17 protein-coding genes are annotated in these 20,822 nt (G+C 51.0%); 9 read left to right on the forward strand and 8 right to left on the reverse strand.

The genetic code is table 11. The annotated features are described in order from the left end of the window. The first annotated feature begins 63 nt into the window (after window positions 1–63). Window positions 64–771, forward strand: a complete 708-nt coding sequence (locus AC0LWN_RS14560) for a hypothetical protein (RefSeq protein WP_474666437.1) — start codon at window positions 64–66, stop codon at window positions 769–771. A 325-nt stretch (window positions 772–1,096) separates the two neighbouring features. Here the strand turns inward: AC0LWN_RS14560 and AC0LWN_RS14565 are convergent, their stop codons facing one another. Next, window positions 1,097–3,436, reverse strand: a complete 2,340-nt coding sequence (locus tag AC0LWN_RS14565; RefSeq protein ID WP_474666439.1) for a helix-turn-helix domain-containing protein — start codon at window positions 3,434–3,436, stop codon at window positions 1,097–1,099. 183 nt (window positions 3,437–3,619) lie between these two features. Between AC0LWN_RS14565 and AC0LWN_RS14570 the strand changes: the two genes are divergently transcribed. Continuing rightward, window positions 3,620–5,131 carry an extracellular solute-binding protein gene (locus tag AC0LWN_RS14570; protein ID WP_474666441.1) on the forward strand — a complete coding sequence of 504 codons (1,512 nt, stop codon included), beginning with the start codon at window positions 3,620–3,622 and terminating at the stop codon, window positions 5,129–5,131. A gap of 355 nt (window positions 5,132–5,486) precedes the next feature. Here AC0LWN_RS14570 and AC0LWN_RS14575 read toward each other — a convergent pair whose 3' ends face one another. From AC0LWN_RS14575 to AC0LWN_RS14585, 3 genes are all read right to left on the reverse strand, one after another. Beyond that, window positions 5,487–5,753 carry a DUF6809 family protein gene (locus AC0LWN_RS14575; protein WP_474666443.1) on the reverse strand — a complete coding sequence of 89 codons (267 nt, stop codon included), beginning with the start codon at window positions 5,751–5,753 and terminating at the stop codon, window positions 5,487–5,489. Window positions 5,754–5,891: 138 nt separating this feature from the next. Then, complete coding sequence (locus tag AC0LWN_RS14580; protein WP_474666445.1) at window positions 5,892–6,071, reverse strand: ribbon-helix-helix protein, CopG family; 180 nt, start codon at window positions 6,069–6,071, stop codon at window positions 5,892–5,894. Between the two features lie 168 nt (window positions 6,072–6,239). Continuing rightward, window positions 6,240–6,488, reverse strand: a complete 249-nt coding sequence (locus tag AC0LWN_RS14585) for a hypothetical protein (protein ID WP_474666447.1) — start codon at window positions 6,486–6,488, stop codon at window positions 6,240–6,242. 1,252 nt (window positions 6,489–7,740) lie between these two features. Here AC0LWN_RS14585 and AC0LWN_RS14590 point away from each other — a divergent pair. From AC0LWN_RS14590 to AC0LWN_RS14615, 6 genes are all read left to right on the forward strand, one after another. Further along, window positions 7,741–9,294: an extracellular solute-binding protein gene (locus AC0LWN_RS14590; RefSeq protein WP_474666449.1), complete on the forward strand. Its 1,554-nt coding sequence runs from the start codon at window positions 7,741–7,743 to the stop codon at window positions 9,292–9,294. Between the two features lie 135 nt (window positions 9,295–9,429). Further along, on the forward strand, window positions 9,430–10,398 hold the full coding sequence (locus AC0LWN_RS14595; RefSeq protein ID WP_474666451.1) for an ABC transporter permease: 969 nt from the start codon (window positions 9,430–9,432) through the stop codon (window positions 10,396–10,398). A 21-nt stretch (window positions 10,399–10,419) separates the two neighbouring features. Further along, window positions 10,420–11,295 (forward strand): carbohydrate ABC transporter permease, encoded by an 876-nt coding sequence (locus AC0LWN_RS14600; RefSeq protein ID WP_474666452.1) that lies wholly within the window; start codon window positions 10,420–10,422, stop codon window positions 11,293–11,295. 36 nt (window positions 11,296–11,331) lie between these two features. Further along, window positions 11,332–12,444 (forward strand): glycoside hydrolase family 88/105 protein, encoded by a 1,113-nt coding sequence (locus tag AC0LWN_RS14605; protein WP_474666629.1) that lies wholly within the window; start codon window positions 11,332–11,334, stop codon window positions 12,442–12,444. Between the two features lie 147 nt (window positions 12,445–12,591). Further along, window positions 12,592–12,885, forward strand: coding sequence for a hypothetical protein (locus AC0LWN_RS14610; RefSeq protein ID WP_474666454.1), 294 nt, complete (start codon window positions 12,592–12,594; stop codon window positions 12,883–12,885). After that, window positions 12,842–14,182 carry a glycoside hydrolase family 28 protein gene (locus AC0LWN_RS14615; protein WP_474666456.1) on the forward strand — a complete coding sequence of 447 codons (1,341 nt, stop codon included), beginning with the start codon at window positions 12,842–12,844 and terminating at the stop codon, window positions 14,180–14,182. Before AC0LWN_RS14610 ends, AC0LWN_RS14615 begins: the two co-directional genes overlap by 44 nt. A 112-nt stretch (window positions 14,183–14,294) precedes the next feature. Here AC0LWN_RS14615 and AC0LWN_RS14620 read toward each other — a convergent pair whose 3' ends face one another. From AC0LWN_RS14620 to AC0LWN_RS14635, 4 genes are all read right to left on the reverse strand, one after another. Then, complete coding sequence (locus tag AC0LWN_RS14620; RefSeq protein ID WP_474666458.1) at window positions 14,295–15,302, reverse strand: FecCD family ABC transporter permease; 1,008 nt, start codon at window positions 15,300–15,302, stop codon at window positions 14,295–14,297. Continuing rightward, window positions 15,299–16,309 (reverse strand): FecCD family ABC transporter permease, encoded by a 1,011-nt coding sequence (locus tag AC0LWN_RS14625; protein WP_474666460.1) that lies wholly within the window; start codon window positions 16,307–16,309, stop codon window positions 15,299–15,301. The genes AC0LWN_RS14620 and AC0LWN_RS14625 overlap by 4 nt, the downstream gene beginning before the upstream one ends. A 5-nt stretch (window positions 16,310–16,314) precedes the next feature. Then, window positions 16,315–17,259, reverse strand: a complete 945-nt coding sequence (locus tag AC0LWN_RS14630; protein ID WP_474666462.1) for an iron-hydroxamate ABC transporter substrate-binding protein — start codon at window positions 17,257–17,259, stop codon at window positions 16,315–16,317. A gap of 163 nt (window positions 17,260–17,422) precedes the next feature. After that, window positions 17,423–19,072 carry a helix-turn-helix domain-containing protein gene (locus AC0LWN_RS14635; RefSeq protein WP_474666464.1) on the reverse strand — a complete coding sequence of 550 codons (1,650 nt, stop codon included), beginning with the start codon at window positions 19,070–19,072 and terminating at the stop codon, window positions 17,423–17,425. Window positions 19,073–19,331: 259 nt separating this feature from the next. On the opposite strand from AC0LWN_RS14635, the gene AC0LWN_RS14640 reads away from it, so the two are divergent. Then, entirely contained in the window at window positions 19,332–20,342 is a 1,011-nt protein-coding gene (locus AC0LWN_RS14640) for a ketoacyl-ACP synthase III (protein WP_474666466.1), read from the forward strand. The last annotated feature ends 480 nt before the right edge of the window (window positions 20,343–20,822 follow it).

Here is a 20,822-nt window from a genome sequence, read left to right on the forward strand (position 1 = left end):
TCATATTACTATAAATTATTACATATTTACATAGAAATAGATTTCTGTGCAGGGGGGACAGCATTGAAAAGAAAACGAGTACACACCTTGGGATTGATACTGTTGATGCTTGTCCTGTTGACAGGCTGCGCCAAAGCGACGGCCCATGTGACCGTGAAGAAGAATGGCGGGTTGGATATCGCCTTCAGTCTGCTGCTGGATTCCCGTGCTGAGTCGCTGGTCGGCGGCAAAATCGAGGAGCTGATCACGAGCAGGCTGCAAGCAGACGGCATCGAGCTGCACAAAATCCAAGCAGGCAAATCTACAGAATATCAATTTCTCAAATCCTTTGCTTCAATAGAGGATATGCAGCTTAATGCGAGAAGTCTTGATATCGTGGATACTGAGGTGGCAACGGGGAAAAACTGGCTGTACACCAAATACGATGTAGTGGCCCAGCCCAAGCTGAATGCCTACTCGGAAGAGATCTTGGATGGGCTTGGAAAGCTAAGTGTGCCGAAGCCGCTGGTCCGGCTGATGATGCAGAGCCTGTCGCTCGATTTCAAATTAACGCTTCCCTATAATCTGTACGGGGCCAACAATGCCGCCGAGCAAGACGGGAACACCCTCACCTGGCATATTACCCTGGCCGATTCCGAGCCAATGCGTCTAACTGTGTACGTGCCGAATGTCAGAAACATCGCCATCGCTGGTGGCGGTATCCTGCTACTCTTGGCCGCCGCTGTCACCCTGTTCATCAGAAGGAGAAAATTGCGCAAGCCCAAGGCTTGAACCGCAAACACCCGCAGCCGGATCATTTGAGCGTGCCGAAATCTTTTTAATCGTGCAGCAGTTTAAATGGAAAAAGTAAACCTAAAAGGGGCTATTCGGCTTCTCTAGTACTCTAAGTGGGAAAAAGTATACTTAATTTGCTCCAAAGTAACGCCAAGTCCGGATAATCGCTGATTTAAGTGAACAAATTCCCACTAATTGCCGCAGCGGCGCAGAATTCAGCGAATTAGGTGGACAAATTCCATTTAGCCGTGAATCCCCAAGGAGTTTGCTCCTGGATTCACGGCTTTTGCGCTTATGCCACCATCACCGGCGGCGGCGCCCTTCAATAATCATCCGGCACCGCCCGCTGCCTTGCGCTTGCATGCTCGCGGTATTGGCCGGGGGTCATCCCTTCCTGCTTGCGGAACGAGCGGATGAAATTCTGCGAATTGTTGTAGCGGAGCCGGGCTGCGATATCCTTGATGGGCATGTCGGTCTCCTCCAGCCACTTCTTCGCCATTTTGAACCGGTACATGGCAAGGTATTCGCTGAAATAATACTGGGTCTCCTTGCGGAACACGCTGCTGATGTAGTTGGCATTATAGTGCAGGCGGGACGCGCATTCCTCCAGCGTAAGGTCCTTATCGTAATCGTGCTGGACAATGTCGATGAGCTTTTCCGAAATATTATGGTACTGGGCATTTTGTCTGCTGCTGAAGATGCGGATCATCGGCTGAATGACCACGCTCCAGAACCAATCCTCAATCTCCGCCACGATGTGCAGATCCGTTAATTCCTCGAATAAAGAGCCGTTCACCGGATAGATTTGATTCAGGCTGATTCCCGACTCCTGCATCATGATAAGGATATTATTCAGCAGCCGGGTCAGCGGAATCTGGTATTCCTGCGGCGAGAGTCCCAGCGCAAAAATACAGGCGAACAGCTTATGCAGCGTCTCCTTCGCATTCTCTGTATCGGCCAGCTTAATGGCGTCCAGTAGATCATTTTCCTTATGGGTCGGATAGTTCAGGTTGAGGTAGTGGTTGCCGGAGTTGATATTCTCGTACTGAATAATAATGCCTTTCCCCAGAGTAATCCGGTATTTGAGCGCCTCCAGAGCTTCTCTGTAAGCGATGGATATTTTATCAAAGGCGTGGAAGGGCAGGCTGAGCCCGATGCTGACCTCCAGCTTCAGGTAGTTATTGATCTTCTGCTGCAGCGATTCAGTAAGCGAATAGAGCGTTTTGTGAAAAGACTGCGGATCACCGTCCGCGCTGCCAATTAGCGTCACCACAGCGTGGTCCATGATGACCGGAGCCAGCCGGTTGCACGGCGGGACCAGCTCCTCGATCATATTATGCACTGCGAATAGCAGCAGGCTGAGGTCTTTTTTCTGATAGCTGTTCTCCTCGGAGAAGTCGATGCTGACTGTGATCACGGCCATTGTCTGCCATTCCAGGGTTTGGGCACGGTAGCCGAATTGCTCCAGCTCTTCGAGCAGCTCGCGTTTTTTGATATTGCCTTGAAAAGCCTTCATCAGAAAAAAGGTGCGCACCTGCTGGATATGCTGGGCAACCTCCTTCTCAAGCTGGGATTTGGATTGGAACAGATGATGCACCTGCTCGCCGATAATCTGGAATTCATTCGCATGTCTGGCTCTGATATCGGGTCTGCGCTGTCCGATCTGGTTGAGCAGCCTTTCAATAGGAGTGTACATGCGGCGGGAACCGAGCCAAGCCAGCAGGACAGATAACAGCAGCATCAATGTGCATACATAAACGGTGTAAGTGCCGATTTTGCTTGATTCCTTCGTCAGACTCTCGATGGAGGTTACGGAGAGGTAGATCCAGCCGGTCTGCGGTGAACGTATGTAGGTGACGGAATAATCCTTTTTGTCCATCACCGTTTTGAATTGTCCTGAGCTTTGTGCGGAGCCGGCAATCTGCGTGAATTCGGTAAACCCGCTTGCCCCGGCAGACTGGCCGATCAGGCTGCGGTCCGGGTGGAGCAGAATGCGGCCGGAGCTGTCCAGGATGATAATGCTGTCGAGCGGCTGCACATCGGAGGTAATGAAATCCTGCAGACTGCAGGCGGGAATATTGGCCAGGGCCAGACCGTATTTTTGCAGCTTGGTGGTCGGCAGCTTTTTAATCAAGCTGATGCTGTATTCACAGCCGGTGACGTTAATGCTCTCCTCGCTGTAGAACAGCGAAGAGGGGTTCAGCACCCATGAGGTTTCATTCGGCAGATTAATCAGGTTGGTGAGCTGCTCATAATTCTTATATTCATTCAGGCGGTAGAGCCCGGAGTTTTTGATCATCCAGTTTTGCCGCTGATTGAGCAGAATCACATCCTCCAGCTTCGTGTCAAAAGACTGCATATTGCGAATTTCAGTGCGTATGTCATTATATAAAATGAAATCGCTTACATTCAGCGGGTTATTCAATGCCTTTTTCAAAACAGAGGAGTTGACTACCTGATTCAAGGTCTGGTTGACAGTATTCAGCTTATGCTCTACATTTGAGTTAATTTGTAAAATAAGCTCCTTTTTGCTTTCGTTAACATTTTTTTGAATCTCTTTGGAGGATGTAAAATAAGAGAACGAGCCAATGAACAGCACAGGCAGTGTACTGAGGACAAAGGCGAACATCGTTAATTTGCTCAGGAAGCTTAAATGTTTCAATAGATTCAGCACCTTTACATTAGGTAGAGGCAATCGCCTGCTTTAAGTGTATGCATCACGAAGGATAATAACAATAATCATCTGGTGCCGCAATAATCATTTTCTCTAATTATCACTATCAATTGCAATTTATTCATCTATTAGGAGCGAAATGTATAATTAATTTTCTAGGAGGATGCGGGAATGTCCAGACGACGGTTGGGGAGAAAGGATACCTGGTACTGCTGTTTGCTTGTTTTACTCGTTGTTAATTTGTTAAGCGCTTGCAATAGTGAGGATTCCGTTCAGTCCCGTTCCCGCGCGGAGGTTCCGTCCATCTCGATTCTGGCACCGTTGCATTTCCCGCAGACCCCCTCCAAGGACATTGTTGCCGAGATTGAAAAGCTAACCGGGGTCAAGCTGGATATCACCTGGGTTCCAGAGGGCGTCTACACGGACAAAATGAACACGGCGCTGACCACTAATTCCTTGGACAAAGTCACCTTCGTTAAATTTACAGATTCTAATCTGGTGAAGAATGCGATCCGCTCCGGGGCTTTTTGGGAGATTGGGCCTTATCTTCAGGATTTCCCGAATTTGAAACAGCTTGACGCTTCGATTCTGAAGCAATCTGCTGTGGATGGCAAAGTCTATGGCCTCTACACCGAACGTCCTTCTTCCAGACAGGGGATCATCATCCGCAAGGATTGGCTGGACCGCCTTCATCTGAATAAGCCGCAGACACTGGATGAGCTGTATGAGGTTATGAAGCAGTTCACGTACAATGACCCTGACGGGAACGGCAAGGCGGATACTCTCGGACTTGTTGACCGCAATGATCTGGTCTATGGAGTATTCAAAACACTTAGCTCCTATTTCGGCACGCCGAATAACTGGAAGCTTGAGAACGGACAGTTCATCCCTGAATTCCAGACACCCGAATATATGGACACAATGAATTTCATGCGGAAGTTATATAAGGAGAAGATTATCAATCAGGATTTTGCCTTAACCAGCAAGGAGGTGCAGCGGGATAAATTTATCCGGGGAACCGCAGGCATGTTCATCGGCAGCATGACTGATGCGCAGCGTCTCTCCATTGAGGCCCAGGCGATCAATCCGGCAGTCGAGCTTACCCTAATCAACCGCATCAAAGGGCCGCAAGGCTATAAAGTATGGTCGATCCCCAACTACAACGGGCAGTATCTTTTCTCGAAGAAGGCGATTGCGACGGAGCGGGAGCTGAAGCAGGTGCTTGCCTTTTTTGACCGGACGATGGATAAAGATGTAGCGAATCTGATGATGTACGGAATCGAAGGGCGGCATTATAAGCTTGAAGGGGGAAAAGTGATCCTTCCCGAAGAAACCTCGCAGCTGCGTGTGTACGAAGTGAATCCGCTCTACTCCCTCATGATTGCCGATATCGGCAACAAGAATATTATGGAGGTTGCGCAAAAAGAGCAGCTAACTGCCCTAGCCGACCAGCTTAGCGAAGACAATGAACAGTTTCTGGTAGACGATCCAACCGTCAGCTTGAGCTCCACTACCTTTGACGAGAAAAACACCGAGCTGTCCGCCATCATCATGGATGCCACCTACAATTATATTCTCGGCAATCTCACCGCCGAAGGCTTCCGCGCAGAGGTAGAGAAGTGGAGAGCCAGCGGCGGCGATCTGATTATTCAGGAGTATGGGGAGGCTGAGGGAAGGAGATAAGATAGATTTGATTAAAATGTATGAAAGTTCCATGATGATAACTCAAATTTTCTGACGGCCTGGCATTCCTTCAGGTGCAGACCGATCTGCATCAACTGGCGGCCGGGAAAAAGAAAAGGGAAGCGAATGGCAGTTTTGCCTTCAGTGTTATCCATCTTGCTGTTAGATGAACTGAAAGCTATCTCCGACCCATTCGCTTCTCCGTAAAAACAATGCTTAATAGTAGTACATTATCATTTTAATGGCAATGATCTGAGTTATAGCGATAGGTTCCCCCATGCGAATCAACAACTGTAAATATGTTGCTATCATCATCTTAGTGGAGGCCCAAGTCTGTATTTGGCACAGACTACTCCTATTTGCTCATGATCTCTATGATCAGGTTCGCTCCTAGTCTGAACCCATGCAGAAAGGCTGCTTCCATATGCATACTATCCACGCTGTCATACAGATCAAAATAGGCCTCAAGTTCACGAAATGATTCCTCGCCTAATCTCTCCCGCCATTGCTCTGTCTGTGCTGCCATTTGTCGGCATAGAGAACGATATTCAGGCTGAGTCGGCATAATCATCTCATCGGGATGAAGCTGCCCGTGGTACAGGGCTTCCAGAATTGTTATCATCTTTATCCTCCCATCATGATCATCGCATCGCTTGAATGAGATTCCTGCACATGGTAGGATATTTATGCAGTCTGCTTATTTAAGCGGTTGCGCGATAGGAAGTGGCTCTGTTCTTTGCCGGACGCGCCGCTTCCTTATTTATTTTTGGAGCTCGTCATACACCTTCTCAATCCCTTTGCGGACGATATCCGAACGAGTCGTATTCAGTTTCTCGGCAGAAGCATCAAGCTTGCTCATAATTTCCTCATCGACACGTATCTCAATCGTTCTGCTTTTGGGTTTGTCAGATGGAGGACGCCCCACCTTTTTAGAGGACATCGCTTCACCTCGATTCTTGTCCTGACAATAATATATTATTGTCAGGACAAAAAGTCAATCTAAGTATGTTAATGATCCCTACATCATATATGTAGGGACTTTTTAGTTGGATTTTATAATTCACTAATGTATTACAATCAAGGAATGCGCCTACTAACCATTAGGCAACTAAAATAATACATCCACTTTAACTCTTTTCTCCTTAAAAGCATTGGCCAGCAATTCATCACCGATTGTTGCATTTTCCAACAATTCTACGTGACTAACATAGTTTTGGGTGCTAGATGGGTCATAAAATCTTGTAAAAGAAAATCCGCAATCAATTCTAGTAATAGAATATTTTTCGTCCATGTAAGTAAACTCAATCTCTCTTCCCGACGAAAGGTGTTTTTCTAAATCAGATAAATTGAAGTCCATCAATTACCCTCCCTCATTTATCGGTTTGACTGATTATACAGCAGTCTCAGTTTAGTACCAAGCCCCGGGTACTGAATTCTCTCCCCCATATTACGATAAGCCAACCATATTATCGACCTACCCGATCTTTTTTTGCCTTTTTCCCTTTCCTTTGAACTTAAATCCACCCGTAAGGGAGGTGGGAGTGGCGGAGGGGAAGTTTGGAACTGTAGGAGCGATAGCGTCCGCCTAAGAGCTTTCCGAAGGAAAGCTGGCATCGTAAGCAGCGCGCCCAGATAAGCACGCAACCTCTAGCCGGTGAAAGTCCGGTGGCGGGAGGGGCCAAGCCCCCGCGTAGCTAGGATACCTGCGTATGGCGAAATCTGTGCGTAGAAGCGTATCGACAAAAGTACCGGTCAGAGACCGGGCGAGCAACCGACCAGGCCGTAACATCAAGTGAATCCTGCCGCGTCATCAATGCGCCTCGCAAGAGGAAGAAGAGGAAGCCGAGTCCCGTGCTTATGGACGAAGGCCAAGGAAGTTGCAGAGAACTTGGAGCGGCAACGAAGAACCCTCTGGCGTAAGGGGAATGGCATGGTTGGAAAGAGGGAGCAGTGAACTGGGGAGACCCTCCCCTGCACCGAAAGGAAAAGGTAAAAGGGCACTCTATAAGCCCGGAAGGCGAAGTGAGATGTCCGCAGGAAGGGAGTCCGAGGGGCCCATAGTACTGAAGAACCGCAAGACAACACAACTTGCGGGAGGGAAGGGGCTCTGCTTTGTTCAAGTTTATCCAAGAGGTAAGAGTCCGTGAATGCCCAAGGGGCTAACGACACGCAAGAAAACACTCAACAACTCGTTGGAGGAAACTAGCTCGTGGAGCCAAGGTCAAGGAGACTGCATGCCCAAGAGTGACGAACATCGGAAAGCCGTATGAGGGAAAACCTCACGTACGGTTTGATGAGGAGGGGCTGGCTACAAACCAGTCCTTTACTCTAGTAGGCTATGTTTGGATTTCTACCGCTAGCAGCGGTCTATAATCAGAGAAATCCAAACATAACAGCGGCCGAAAGTCCAAACATTCCCCGCAGCCACGCCCGCCACCTCCCAAACGCGCGCCAGATTTCCGTTCAATGCCCCCCGTTATCACGATAATCATTTCCCCAGAACCCCCTCCCGAGCCCGCTGTATGAGGAAATGATTGTATTCGTAACCTCCCGGACGCTGTAATGTGGGGCTTGTAACCAATTACAAGTTAAACGGAGGTCAAATTGGCATGAACAAAAAATCCTTCACCCTGCTCCTGTCCGCATTGCTGACATTCAGTATGTTGACAGCGTGTTCAGGCGGCAACAGCAAGAATAACGAAGCTTCCCCGAGCAATGCGGGAACAACAGGCGGAGCGGATACGGCGACTACTGCGCCTGAGCAGGACAAACCGACAGAGATCAAGATTATGCTCCCGCTGAACACGACAGAGACTCCGCCGGATACGATTAAGACAGAAGTGGAAAAGTTAACTAATACGAAGCTCACCTATCAGTTCTACCCGGCAGATACGTATGAAGAAAAGCTGAACTCCTCCTTCGCCACCGGCTCCCTGCCGCAGGTTACTTATTTGAAGAATCAGACGACCTTCCTGCAGATGAAGGAGTCGATCAAGGACGGGCAGTTCTGGGAGATCGGGCCGCTCTTAAGCGAGTTCCCGAATCTCAACAAGCTGAAGCCGGAAATTCTGAACAACACCAAGGTGGACGGCAAGCTCTACACCCTGTACATCGGCCGGCCGCTGGCGCGCCAGGGTATGATTTACCGCAAGGACTGGGCAGATAAGCTGGGCCTCAAGCCGCCGGCAACTGTGGATGAGCTGTTCGCTATGGCAAAAGCGTTCACAGAGCAGGACCCGGACGGCAACGGTAAAAAAGATACCACAGGTATTGTGGACCGCAACGAGCTGGTGTATGGCGCATTCAAAACCGTCTCCTCCTGGTTCGGCACACCGAATAGCTGGGGAGAGAAGGATGGTAAGCTCGAGCCGGAGTTCACGTTCCAGCAGTATTTTGACACGATGGATTTCTTCAAAAAAGCCCGCGATGCCGGCTACATGAACCAGGACTTCGCAGCGACCAGTAAAACGGATGCCGTCAACATGTTCGTCAGCGGCAAAGCAGGGATGTACATCGGGGGCTCCATGCAGGATATTGATACGCTCAACAAGGATTTGATCAAAAACTTCCCGAATGCCGTGCTGGATACGCACAGTATGGTTGCCGGGCCGGACGGAAAAATCGCGCAGTGGATGATTCCGGGCTATAACAATGTCGTCTTGTTCCCGAAATCGGCCGTCAAGGATGAAGCCGAGCTGAAGAAGATTCTTGCTTTCTTCGATAAAATGATGACTCCCGAGGTGGCCAATCTGATGTATTGGGGTATTGAAGGCAAGCACTACACGGTTGTAGACGGCAGAGCCAAACCTTCGGATGACAAGGAGCTGATTGAGCGCGAGGTTAAGGGCTTCAAGGACAGTGTGATCGGTGAAGCGGAAACCAATGGCATGTACCAAAGCTTGAATGTGCTGCCGGGCAGAATCCATGCCGAAGAATTGCTGCTGGAGAATGTTAAGGTAGGGGTAGCCGATCCTACGGCGGCGCTGGATTCCGCTACGTATACTTCCAAGGGCGTAGAGCTTCAGCAGATCATTTCGGATGCCACTTATAAATATATTTACGGGCAGATCGACAAAGCCGGATTCGAAAAAGAAGTGCAGGCCTGGAAAGACCGCGGCGGCGCCAAAATCATTGAAGAATACAACGCCGTGTATAAGAAATAGACAGCCAGCATTGAAGTGACTGAGTACAACCAAGAGCTGAAAAGACTGCTAACAACGTATATCCGGCAGTCTTTTCAGATTCTTGCGGCGCGCCGGCAGTCAGGTATCCACTTTGAAGGAGAAAGGAAGAGAATTATGCAGGAAGTCGCCGCTCAGCCAGGTGTCGCTCCCGAGCCGAAGCCGGGGAGATATAAGAGCAGCAGTGAGCTTAAAAAACGACTGTGGAGAAACAAATTGCTCTACGTCATGCTGTTACCGGGTGTGCTGTATTTTGTGATTTTCAAATATTTGCCCATGTATGGTTTAATCATCTCTTTTCAGGATTACAAGCCTTATCAGGGGATAACGGGCAGTGATTGGGTGGGAATGAAGCATTTCCAGCGGCTGTTCACCGAGCCGGATTTCCTCAATATTCTGGGGAACACCTTGATATTGTTCGGAATGAACATTCTGTTTTATTTTCCGATTCCGATTATTCTGGCTTTGATGCTGAATGAGCTGAGAGGCACTTTTTTCAAAAGAACCTTTCAAACGCTTATCTATTTGCCCCATTTCATGTCCTGGGTTATTGTGGTTTCGATTTCCTTTGTCATGGTTACGATGGACGGCGGGATTATTAACGAGCTGCTGGCCTATTTCGGTTTTGAAAAGATCAATTTCCTGCTGAATCCAAGCTGGTTCAGGCCGATGTATATCCTTCAGGTCATTTGGCGGGAAGCGGGCTGGGGGACGATTATTTATCTCGCTTCAATTGCGGCCATCGACCCCGGACTTTATGAAGCAGCACGCATGGATGGCGCCGGACGGCTCAGACAGATCTGGCATATTACGCTCCCGGCGATTCGCAGCGTCATTATTACCCTGCTTATTTTGAAAATTGGTTCCGTGCTGGATCTTGGATTTGAACATGTGTATCTGATGCTTAACTCCATGAATCGCGAGGTTGCGGAAATTATTGATACGTATGTATACACGGCTGGTTTAAGACAGGGTCAGTTCAGCTATAGTACGGCTATCGGATTCTTTAAATCGGTGATTGGGCTGATTATGGTTATGGCGGTCAACAGATTGTCCAAGAAAATGGGCGAAGAAGGCGTTTATTGAGAACCTGCGGGAGGAATTGAAATGGTAGAAGATCGCACAATTGGCGGGAGAATCTTTTCCGCTGTGAATTTTATACTGCTTGCCCTGATTACACTTATTACTGTGCTGCCGTTTGTCCACGTGGTTGCCGGCTCGTTCACCACCAGTGCAGAGATTGCGGCCAACAAATTTGTGTTAATTCCCAAGGTATGGAGCTTTGAGGCGTACAAGTTTATTTTCTCGACCAATACGATATTTAAAGCTATGGGTGTATCCATTGGCGTTACGCTCATTGGCACATTGTTCAGTATGTTAATTACCGCTCTGATGGCCTACGGCCTTTCCAGAAGGGACCTGGACGGGCGCAACGTGGTCAACTTTCTCGTAGTATTCACCATGCTGTTCCACGGCGGGATGATTCCGACATTTCTCGTGGTGAAGGAGCTGGGGCTGATCGACACGTATTCGGCACTGATTCTGCCGTCGGCAATAAGTGCGTTCAATATGATTATTCTCAAAAACTTTTTTCAGAATATCCCTGAAGGTCTGGAGGAATCGGCTAAAATCGACGGCTGCAACGACTTCGGCATCCTGTTCCGTATCGTGCTGCCCTTGTCCTTGCCGGCGATTGCGACCATCTCGCTGTTCTACGCGGTAACCTACTGGAACACATACATGAGTGCGATTCTGTATCTGGATGACAGCGCCAAATGGCCGATCCAAGTGCTGCTGCGGCAAATTGTCGTGCTCGCCAGCGGCATGGATTACAGCTCCTCGCTGGATGCGACCAATCCTCCGCCGGACCAGACGATCAAGATGGCGGTTATCGTAGTGGCTACCTTGCCGATTCTGATGGTCTATCCGTTCCTGCAGAAGCATTTTGCCAAGGGTGCGATGCTGGGGTCGATGAAGGGTTAACGGTAAAGAAATAATGATAGGAAAAGGGGTATGGAGATGATAGGCAGTCTGTCGGCAACACCTGTGGAATGGGCCAAAAAAGCCTGTGATTCATTAATGGATACTTATGCAGCGGGCGAGTTGCCTCCGGCTCATCGCTGGCATTATCATCAAGGCGTGTTTCTGTGCGGGATGGAGCTATTGTGGGAAGCGGTCCAGGAGGACCGGTATATTGAATATATCCAGCAGTATGTTGATGATCTGGTGGATGAGCAGGGCAATTTGTATTTTGCCCGGGATGAGCTGGATGCCGTTCAGGCCGGACTGCTGCTGTTCACGCTGCATAAGCGGACCGGCGAGATGAAATACCGGACGGCTGCGGAGAAGCTGCGCCATCTTCTGCTGACGTTGAACCGGACCTCGGAAGGCGGATACTGGCATAAGGATAAATACGCGAATCAAATGTGGCTGGATGGGCTGTATATGGCCGGTGTATTTTCGCTGAAATATGCCAATGCCTACAGCGAGCCGGGTCTGCGGGAAACCGTGCTGCATCAGGAGCGCCTGATGCGTAAGCACATGAAGGACGAAGCAACCGGCCTTTTGTATCACGCCTGGGATGAGAGCAAGCGGATGCCCTGGGCCGACCCTCAGACCGGCTGCTCGCCGGAGTTCTGGAGCCGGTCGCTGGGCTGGTACGGCCTGGCCCTCTCGCAATTTCTGGACCTGCTCCCTGCGGAAGATCCGGGCAGGGCAGAGCTTGCCGCCGAGCTGGGCAGCTTCGTGGAGGCGCTGATCCGCTATCAGGACGAAGAGAGCGGGCTGTGGTATCAGGTGGTCGATAAAGGCGACCGGCCGGATAACTGGCTGGAGACCTCCGGCTCCTGCCTGTTCGTCTATGCGATTGCCAAAGCTGTGAAGCTGGGCATCGCCCCGCCCGGAGCGGCCGCTGCCGCCCGCAAAGGCTACGAGGGCTTGATCCGGGTGCTGAAGCAGGATGAACAGGGCAATCTCGTTCTGCCCGACATCTGCATCGGCACCCCGGCGGGTGACTACGAGAGTTATGTCACCCGCCCGAAGGTTAGCAATGACCTGCACGGGGTCGGCGCACTGGTTATGGCCTGCGTGGAGATGCAGGCGTTGTATGAAGGGGCGGAGTCTGCGGACTGAGACGGAGGCGGCTTGAGAGGTGAGGGGGGTAAGCTTGAGGGCTGAAGCCGATAAAAGCCGAAGCTGCTGGCCGCTCCGGCTTTTATGGCCGGGAAGGCTGGAAACAACGGCAGAAATGCCGTTGTTGGAGCGCCCCCGGAGGGAAACGTGTGGAACAACGGCAAAAATGCCGTTGTTGGAGCGGCCCCGGCGGGAATCGGGTTGAACAACGGCAGAAATGCCGTTGTTGGAGCGGCCCCGGCGGGAATCGGGTTGAACAACGGCAGAAATGCCGTTGTTGGAGCGCCCCCGGAGGGAACCGGGTGGAACAACGGCAAAAATGCCGTTATTGGAGCGCCCCCGGCAGGAAACGGGTGGAACAACGGCAGAAATGCCGTTATCCCCAAGAAAGGAGAGTATGCGCGTGTACAACATAGTCGATTATGGAGCACTGCGGGATAGTCCAGCGGCGGCCACGGACGCGATTGCTGCGGCCATTGCAGCGGCAAGTGAGGCTGGTGGAGGAACCGTGTACGTTCCGGCGGGCACTTTTCTTACCGGAGCCATTCAGCTCCGCAGCAATATTGAATTGCGGCTGAGTCCGGGAGCGGTCCTGAGCTTCAGCACCAATCCGCAGGATTATCCGGCGGTGGAATCGAGATGGGAGGGCGTGAAGCGGCAGGTTCACAGCCCGTGTATTTACGGTGCCGGTCTGGTCAACATCTCCATTACCGGAAGCGGGACCATCGACGGCAACGGTGCACCGTGGTGGGATAAGCACCGGAAGCATCCGGAGCAGCTGGAGTATCCGCGTCCGACCCTGATTGGCTTCAGCAATTGCCGGCGGGTAACGATTCAGGATGTGACGCTGATCAATTCGCCTAGCTGGACGGTGAATCCTATCGGCTGCAGCAATGTGACGATTCACAATCTGTCGATTCTGAATCCGGCGGATTCGCCGAATACGGACGGCATCAATCCCGAATCCTGCTCGGGGGTGCGCATCAGTAATTGCAATATCGACGTGGGCGATGACTGCATCGCCATCAAGGCGGGGACCGAAGACACACAGGAGCGCATTCCCTGCGAGAATATAACTATCACCAACTGCACCATGCTTCACGGGCATGGAGCGGTTGTGCTCGGCAGCGAGATGAGCGGCGATATCCGCAATGTGACGATCAGCAATTGTGTATTCAAGCAGACGGATCGTGGCATCCGCATGAAGTCGAGACGCGGGCGCGGCGGAATAATTGAAGATATCCGCATCAGCAACATAGTGATGGAGGATGTCATCTGCCCCTTTACGTTGAACCTGTACTACTTCTGTGGACCGCGCGGCAAGGAGAAATATGTCTGGGACAAGAACCCGTATCCGGTCACCGCAGACACGCCTTGTTTTAGAAGGATTCATTATGCCAATATTACAGCCCGGAATGTCCACGCTTCAGCGGGTTTCCTGTATGGGCTTGCGGAACAGCATGTCTCGGAGATTACATTCACGAATATTGATATTTCGATGGCGAAGCATGCGGTGCCAGGGGCTCCTGATATGATGACAGGCCTGGAGCCGATGAAGAGCCGGGGCTTTTACCTGGGGAATGTAAGAGATGTACAGTTCAATCAGGTAACGATTGAGAACCATGAAGGGCCGGCCTTTTACATTGAAAATGGGGAGGAGGTGGAGTTCATCAACTGCCGCTCCAAAAACACCGCCAAGCCGGAAAAGCTGGTCGAGCAGGTTACGGTGAGCCTGTGAACAGTCAAAGGTAATGGAACTACCAGAACAAAACTTCTGCGCATAACAAAGGGATGACCAAAAGGCAGCTATTACAATGCCCTCGGTCATCCCTTTATTTTCACGTCCCAAGTTACTTCTTAAGCAGTAAATAGGCGAAATAAGGCACGCCGATAAGCGATACCATAATGCCTGCTGGGATACCGTCAGGGTCAGAGAGGTTGCGGCCGGCGGTATCCGCGATCAGCAGCAGCCAGCCGCCGAGCAATACAGCAACGGGAATGAACATCTGATTGCGGGGCCCTACCAGCCTTTTGGCAATATGCGGGGCCATCAGCCCGATGAAGGCGATTCCTCCTGTGACGGATACTGCGGCTGCGGCAGAGGCGACAGCGGCCAGGATCAGCAGGATACGTTCACGCTCCAGATTCAGACCGACGCCAATGGCTGATTCTTCGCTCAGACTGAGCAGATTGAGCTGTCTTGTTTTGAACAGCGTGAAGGGAATGAGCAGGAGCAGCCAGGGCAGCAGCGCCCAGATGAAAGGCCAATCCGTTCCCCAAATATTGCCGGCAATCCATTTTGCGATAAAATCAACCTTGGCTCGCTCAGCGGAAGAAATAATCACGATCATAATGCCCGACAACGCCAGGGAGAAGCCGACCCCGACCAGCACCAGCCGAATGGGATCAAGCCCTCTGGTCCGGCTGTAAGAGAACAGGTAGATGCATGCTGCCGTAAGCAGCGCACCTGCAAAAGCGGCCAGCGGCAGCGCATAAATAAATGCTCCGGCGCTGGCCGGGAAGTACAGGAAAAAAACAGCGACAGCCACGCCTGCACCGGAATTAATGCCGATGATGCCCGGGTCCGCCAGGTCGTTGCGGGTAACGCTTTGCAGAATCGAACCGGATAATGCCAGGGCCATGCCCGAGAGCAAGGTAATCAGAATTCGCGGCAATCGCACAGAGAACAGCACAAAATCCTCCTTGAAGGTTCCGTGGCCGAACAATACGGGAAGCAGCCGGTCAAAGGATAAGGAAGAGTACCCAAGCCCCATGCCGCCAATAGCCGTCAGTACAATGAGTCCGGTACAGATCAGCAGGATCAGACGTTGTTTACGAACGGAGGACGAAGACATCATGAGAGGGTTTTGCCTCCTTTACGCACAACGAACAGGAAGAAAGGCAGCCCCAGCATCGCCACGACGGCGGCTGTTGGTGTCTCATATGGTGCGTTGATCGTACGTCCGATTGTATCTGCAAGCAGCATGAAGGCCGCACCGGTGAATATCGAGACCGGCAGGATATACCGGTAGTCGGTGCCGACGATTCTGCGGACAATATGGGGAATCATCAGCCCCACAAAGGCCATGTCCCCAATCAGGGCAACCGATGCTCCAGTCAAAAGGATGATGAGAATGAACAGCGTTGCTTTGACGAATACCAGCCTTTGACCCAGGCTGATAGCTACCTCATCGCTCAGGCTCAGAATGGTCAATTGGCCCGAAAAAGCCAGCGCCGCCACGATTCCGAGAAGAATGACCGGCGCGATGGCTTGAAGCTGCCCCCAGGTCGTGCCGATCAATCCGCCGGCTGTCCACATGGACACGTCCTTGGAAATTTTGAAGGCAATAGAGACGCTGCTTGAGATGGCATACAGGAATGCAGACACGGCTGCGCCGGAAAGGACGATGCGGATGGGGGACAGCCGGCCTTGGCGCATGGAACCAAGAGCGAGAACCAGAGCCGCCCCCAGGGCAGCACCGAAGAAGCACGCGATCATGATTCCAAAATAGTTCAGCCCCGGCAGAAATACAAACGTAAGCGCCAGCGCCATATTGGCGCCGGAGGTCAAGCCCAGCAGTCCCGGATCGGCCAGGGGATTGCGCGTAACCCCCTGCATAATGGCACCGGACACGGCAAAGGCTGCGCCGATCAGAGCTGCGGCCAGCTCGCGCGGCAGACGGATCTCACGCAGAATGAGCACGTTGTCTGCCGAAGAGCCTGAACTTATGGCCAGCCACAGGTCATGCAGCGTGGTTTCCTTGGCACCGAAAATCATCGCGGCCAGGAAGAACAGGACCATCGCCAGCATGCTGCCGAGCAGCTTGTACAAGAAGGAGAAGGAAGCTTTTTTCGTGTTCATCATACGTATTACTTGCCAAGGAAGCTTTTCTCGAAGAATTCAAGCTGGTACTCCAGACTGAGCGGATCGTTGAAGTAAAATGCCTTGGCATCGGCCTCGAAGACGCGATTGTTTTTGACGGCAGGAATGCTTTTGTAGATTTCTGTATTCTGGAAGGAATTATCCTCATCCGCATTTTTGCTGAAAATAATATAATCGCCCATGTAATCCTTGAGAACTTCCGTCGAGAGGGCAACATAACCGTCCTTTTTTGTGCCTTCCTTCACTTTTTCGGGCATGCCGAGCTTGAAATCTCCATAGAGAAGCTCTGTACCGCGGCCAAAGTTATAACCGTATACATACAGTTGCTTATTGAAAGTTTCAATGACCGAGACGGTGGCATTTTCGCCTATTTTTGCTCTGATTTCTTCTCCGGCTTTTTGGGTGCGGACCTTGAACTCATCGACCCAAGCCTGGGCTTCCTTCTCTTTATTCAGCAATTTCCCGACTTCAAGCTGCTGGGTCAAATAATCAACTTTATTATAGGTATAAGTAACGGTTGGTGCGATTTGCTTGAATTTATCAATGTTCTTGATGTCGGACAGCCCGATAATCAGATCCGGCTGCAGCTCAATGATCTTCTCCACGCTTTCATCACTGACGGCTTCAACATCTTTGAGCTTCTCTTCAAAGTGCGGATTGGTTTTGGACATTTCGTCTACACCCACTAGAGGCACACCTAGCGCCATAACATTACCAGTTAAAAATCTTGTAAGTACAACGACACGCTGCGGGTTCTTCGGAACCTCGACCGGTCCGTTTTCGGATTCATAAGTGAAGGTGCCGCTCTCCGGCTCAGAGGATGCTGCCGCAGGCGAGCTGCTTGCAGTACTTGCATCTTTGGCTCCATTTCCACCGCAGGCGCTGAGTGCGATTCCCATAATAAGTACCAGCGGAATAAATATCTTTTTCATAAAATGACTCTCTCCCCTTTTTCGAATGGCAGTGTTCCAGTGAACAATTCAAATCATCAGCTCATCTCGTGATTGATTATGAGAATCATTCGCATTTGTAATCATTATAGGGATCACTCCTGCGGCTAACCATGCCTTTTTGTTAGGGAAAAGACTTGGATTATTATTGGGCTCCAAATAAAGCAACAGCGCGTGCGAGCTGCAAACGAATCGAAGCCGGATTATAAGGAACCCACTCATCCAGATCAAGCATATGGATTTTCTTCTGCTGTACGGCTGGAAGCTGGCTCCAATAGGGGGAGTTAAAGACCGCTTCCGAGTGCGCAGTAGAGCCTTTGGCATCGGGAAATACAATGATCAGGAACCGGTCGCCCGCATACTCTGCAAGCTCAGATACGTCAATGGGAACAGAATGGAACTGATCGCCCAGCTTCTGTATCTCCGCCTCAATCACGGCTGGCGCTCTCAGCCCAAGCGATTGGTAGATCACATAGCCGGCGTTTCTGGCTCCGTAAATGAGCAGCCCGTCCGGTTTGATGACGAGAATGGTCACGATATCCTTAGTCACTTCACTTTGCTGCACCAATGCGCGGGCTTCCAGCTCTTCTTGCTCAAACTCAGCCAGCCACTGCTCCGCCCGTTCATTCCGCTGAACCGCCTTGGCGATTAGCCGCAGGTGGTCCTTCCAGCCCAGCTCCATCCACGGAATTTCCACAATAGGCGCTACACCCCACAGTTGCGCGGAGTTTAATCCGAATTCCTCCATATGCTGCTTGGCTGCAATAATCAATTCAACGTTCGCTTCAAGCAATACCGATTTCATCTGTTCAACGGAGCTGCTTGTACTAATGAACTTCATTGACTGCGGAGGCTCCTGGTCAGCAAGGTTCAAATATTCACTGCTCTCCGAAATCGTGACCGCTGGTTCCAGTCCAAGCAACAGTAAATGGCTGGCATACGGAGTGAGCATGACCGCTACCCGCTGGAAGACTGTACGGCTGTAGCCCGACGGGGATGCGCCCGTCTGCTGCTTGAAGCGCCGGCTGAGATAGAATTCATCCTTATAGCCTACCTTGAGAGCAATATCTCTTAGCGTGCCTGAGCCGTTAAGCAACAGTCCCATAGCATGATGGATTCGCAGCCGGGACAAATATTCATTGGGAGAGAAGCCCGTAAGCTGCTTGAAAAGCGTCGAATAATGGGAGAGGCTTACCCCCGCCATCGCAGCCAGGTGCTCGCGTGTTATTTTTTCGCTGAAGTGATTCTCCAGGTAGGTGATGCTGCGCTCCATGGATGGCTGCTCAATGACGGCGTGTCTGGCTTCCTGCTGCTCCAGCAATAGCAGAATAATCTGATGGAACAGGATCTGATTCTGCACATGGCGTTTTTCGTGATCCGGCAGGCGATGGAGATACAGCTCCTTCATATGGGATAAAATAGCAGGCTCGTAAGGGAGCAGCAGCAGCTTAGCTGAGGCAAATTCGCTTTCCCGCAGCATCGCATGGGCAGGCAGCGTCTGTGTCTGTTCTTGAACGCCAATAGCGAGCTTATAGGCATGGAACGGCTGCTGGAGAACTGTAGTTACAAAAGCGGGAGTATTCGCGGGAAGAAGGACCACGCTTCCTTCCGTAAGCTCATAAGTCTGATTATTGATTTCCAGGCTGCCGCTGCCGGCGGCAAGGGCAAGCAGTACGGCTCTATTCTCGTATATTTGAACTCTCGGGAGATTTGAGGTTCCATAGATCGACTGAATACTGTCAGCGGTATATAAGGGAAAATGGGATTCAGCCCATTCCGGGATCAAGTTATTCAAGACAAAACCTCCAATCCTGTAAAGATACGTACTTCTTCATGTTCAGTGTTCTAATTATAACGTTTGCCGCCCTTCTGCGTAATATATTTACCCGGACTGGGGAATGCATGATATAGAGCTTCTTTTTTTGGGGATATGGAGTATATGTGTTATAAAAGGCGGCCAAGCTGGTTCTTGATTTCTTTTGCAAAATAGAGGGCCGGAGGTTATACTTAGTACCAAGTACTAATATCAGATACTAAATTATGGGGTGATACTCTTGAAAGGTGCCAAAATAACAGCAATCGGGGCTTATGTTCCGGCCCGGAGACTTACGAACCACGACCTGGAGCAGATGGTGGATACCGATAATGAGTGGATTGTCCAGCGGACCGGAATCCGTGAACGCAGAATCAGCCGTGAGGACGAATATACCAGTGATTTATGTGCAGCCGCTGTGCTGGATCTGATGAAACGTTATGGCAAAAGCGTACAGGATGTCGATATGATTCTCGTCGCTACAAGCACGCCTGATTTTTCTTTTCCTTCAGTTGCGGCTATCCTGCAGAACCGTCTGGGCATTCCGTCCACGGCCGGAGCCATAGATATGAGCGCTGCCTGCGCCGGATTCGTCTATGCACTGCATACGGCACATGCCTATGTCGCTTCCGGGCTGCACCGCAAAGTGCTGGTGCTTGGCGCGGATGCCCTGTCCAAAATCACGGACTATACCGACCGGAGCACCTGCATCCTTTTTGGCGACGGAGCGGGGGCGGCGCTGGTGGAGAGTGACGCGCAGCAGGACAGCTTCACCGGGTTCCATATGGGCAGCGATGGCAGCGGGGCGCATCATGTGTACCGCACAAACCTGTCGCACAAGGTAAATGAGGTTGATCTTATAGATACCGGTAAGCTGGTGCAAAATGGCCGCGAGGTTTTCCGCTGGGCGGTACGCACCGTGCCTCAGGGTGTGCAGCAGGTGCTGAATAACGCGGGCGCCAGCATGGAGCAGGTAGATTGGTTCATTCCGCACAGCGCCAATCTGCGGATGATCGAGCCTATCTGTGAACGGATGAATTATCCGTTTGAGCAGGCTTTGTACAGCCTTGAGTACTTCGGCAACACCTCGGCCGCAAGCATTCCGCTTGCCCTGGACCTGGGTATCCGTGAAGGCAAAGTGGTGAACGGTCAGCAGGTTCTGCTGTACGGCTTCGGCGCCGGACTCACGCATGCCGGTCTGCTGGTGAAGCTGGCGCTGGATCCCGTGGTGTCGCCTCCTGCTTCTTTATGAGGGGATGGATAGTAATGAAGGTGAATCGGGCAACGTGTATTGTAAGTATTGTAAGAGAGAGTTGGTTTGCTGTAGCTCAGCCGATGAAGAGAACTGAGAGGGAATTGGTGCTTAGATGGTTACTCTTATTTGGCGGATGTTAGGAGCAACAGTTGAGTAGCAAAAATAGAGCTAAGTGTTAGGAGTGACAGTTGGCACCCGGAATAGAGCTAAGTGTTGGGAGTGACAGTTGAGCACCCGGAATAGAGCTAAGTGTTGGGAGTGACAGTTGAGCACCCGGAATAGAGCTTAGGTGTTGGAAGCAACAGTTGAGCACTCGGAACAGAGCTTAGTGTTGGAAGCAACAGTTGAGCACCCGGAATAGAGCTTAGTGTTGGAAGCAACAGTTGAGCACTCTGAGTAATGCTAGTGTCAGGAGTGACAGTTGAGCACCCTGAGTAAAACTTAGTGTTGGAAGCGACAGTTTAGCACTCAGAGTAA

It is taken from the genome of Paenibacillus sp. sgz302115 (genome assembly GCF_056120445.1).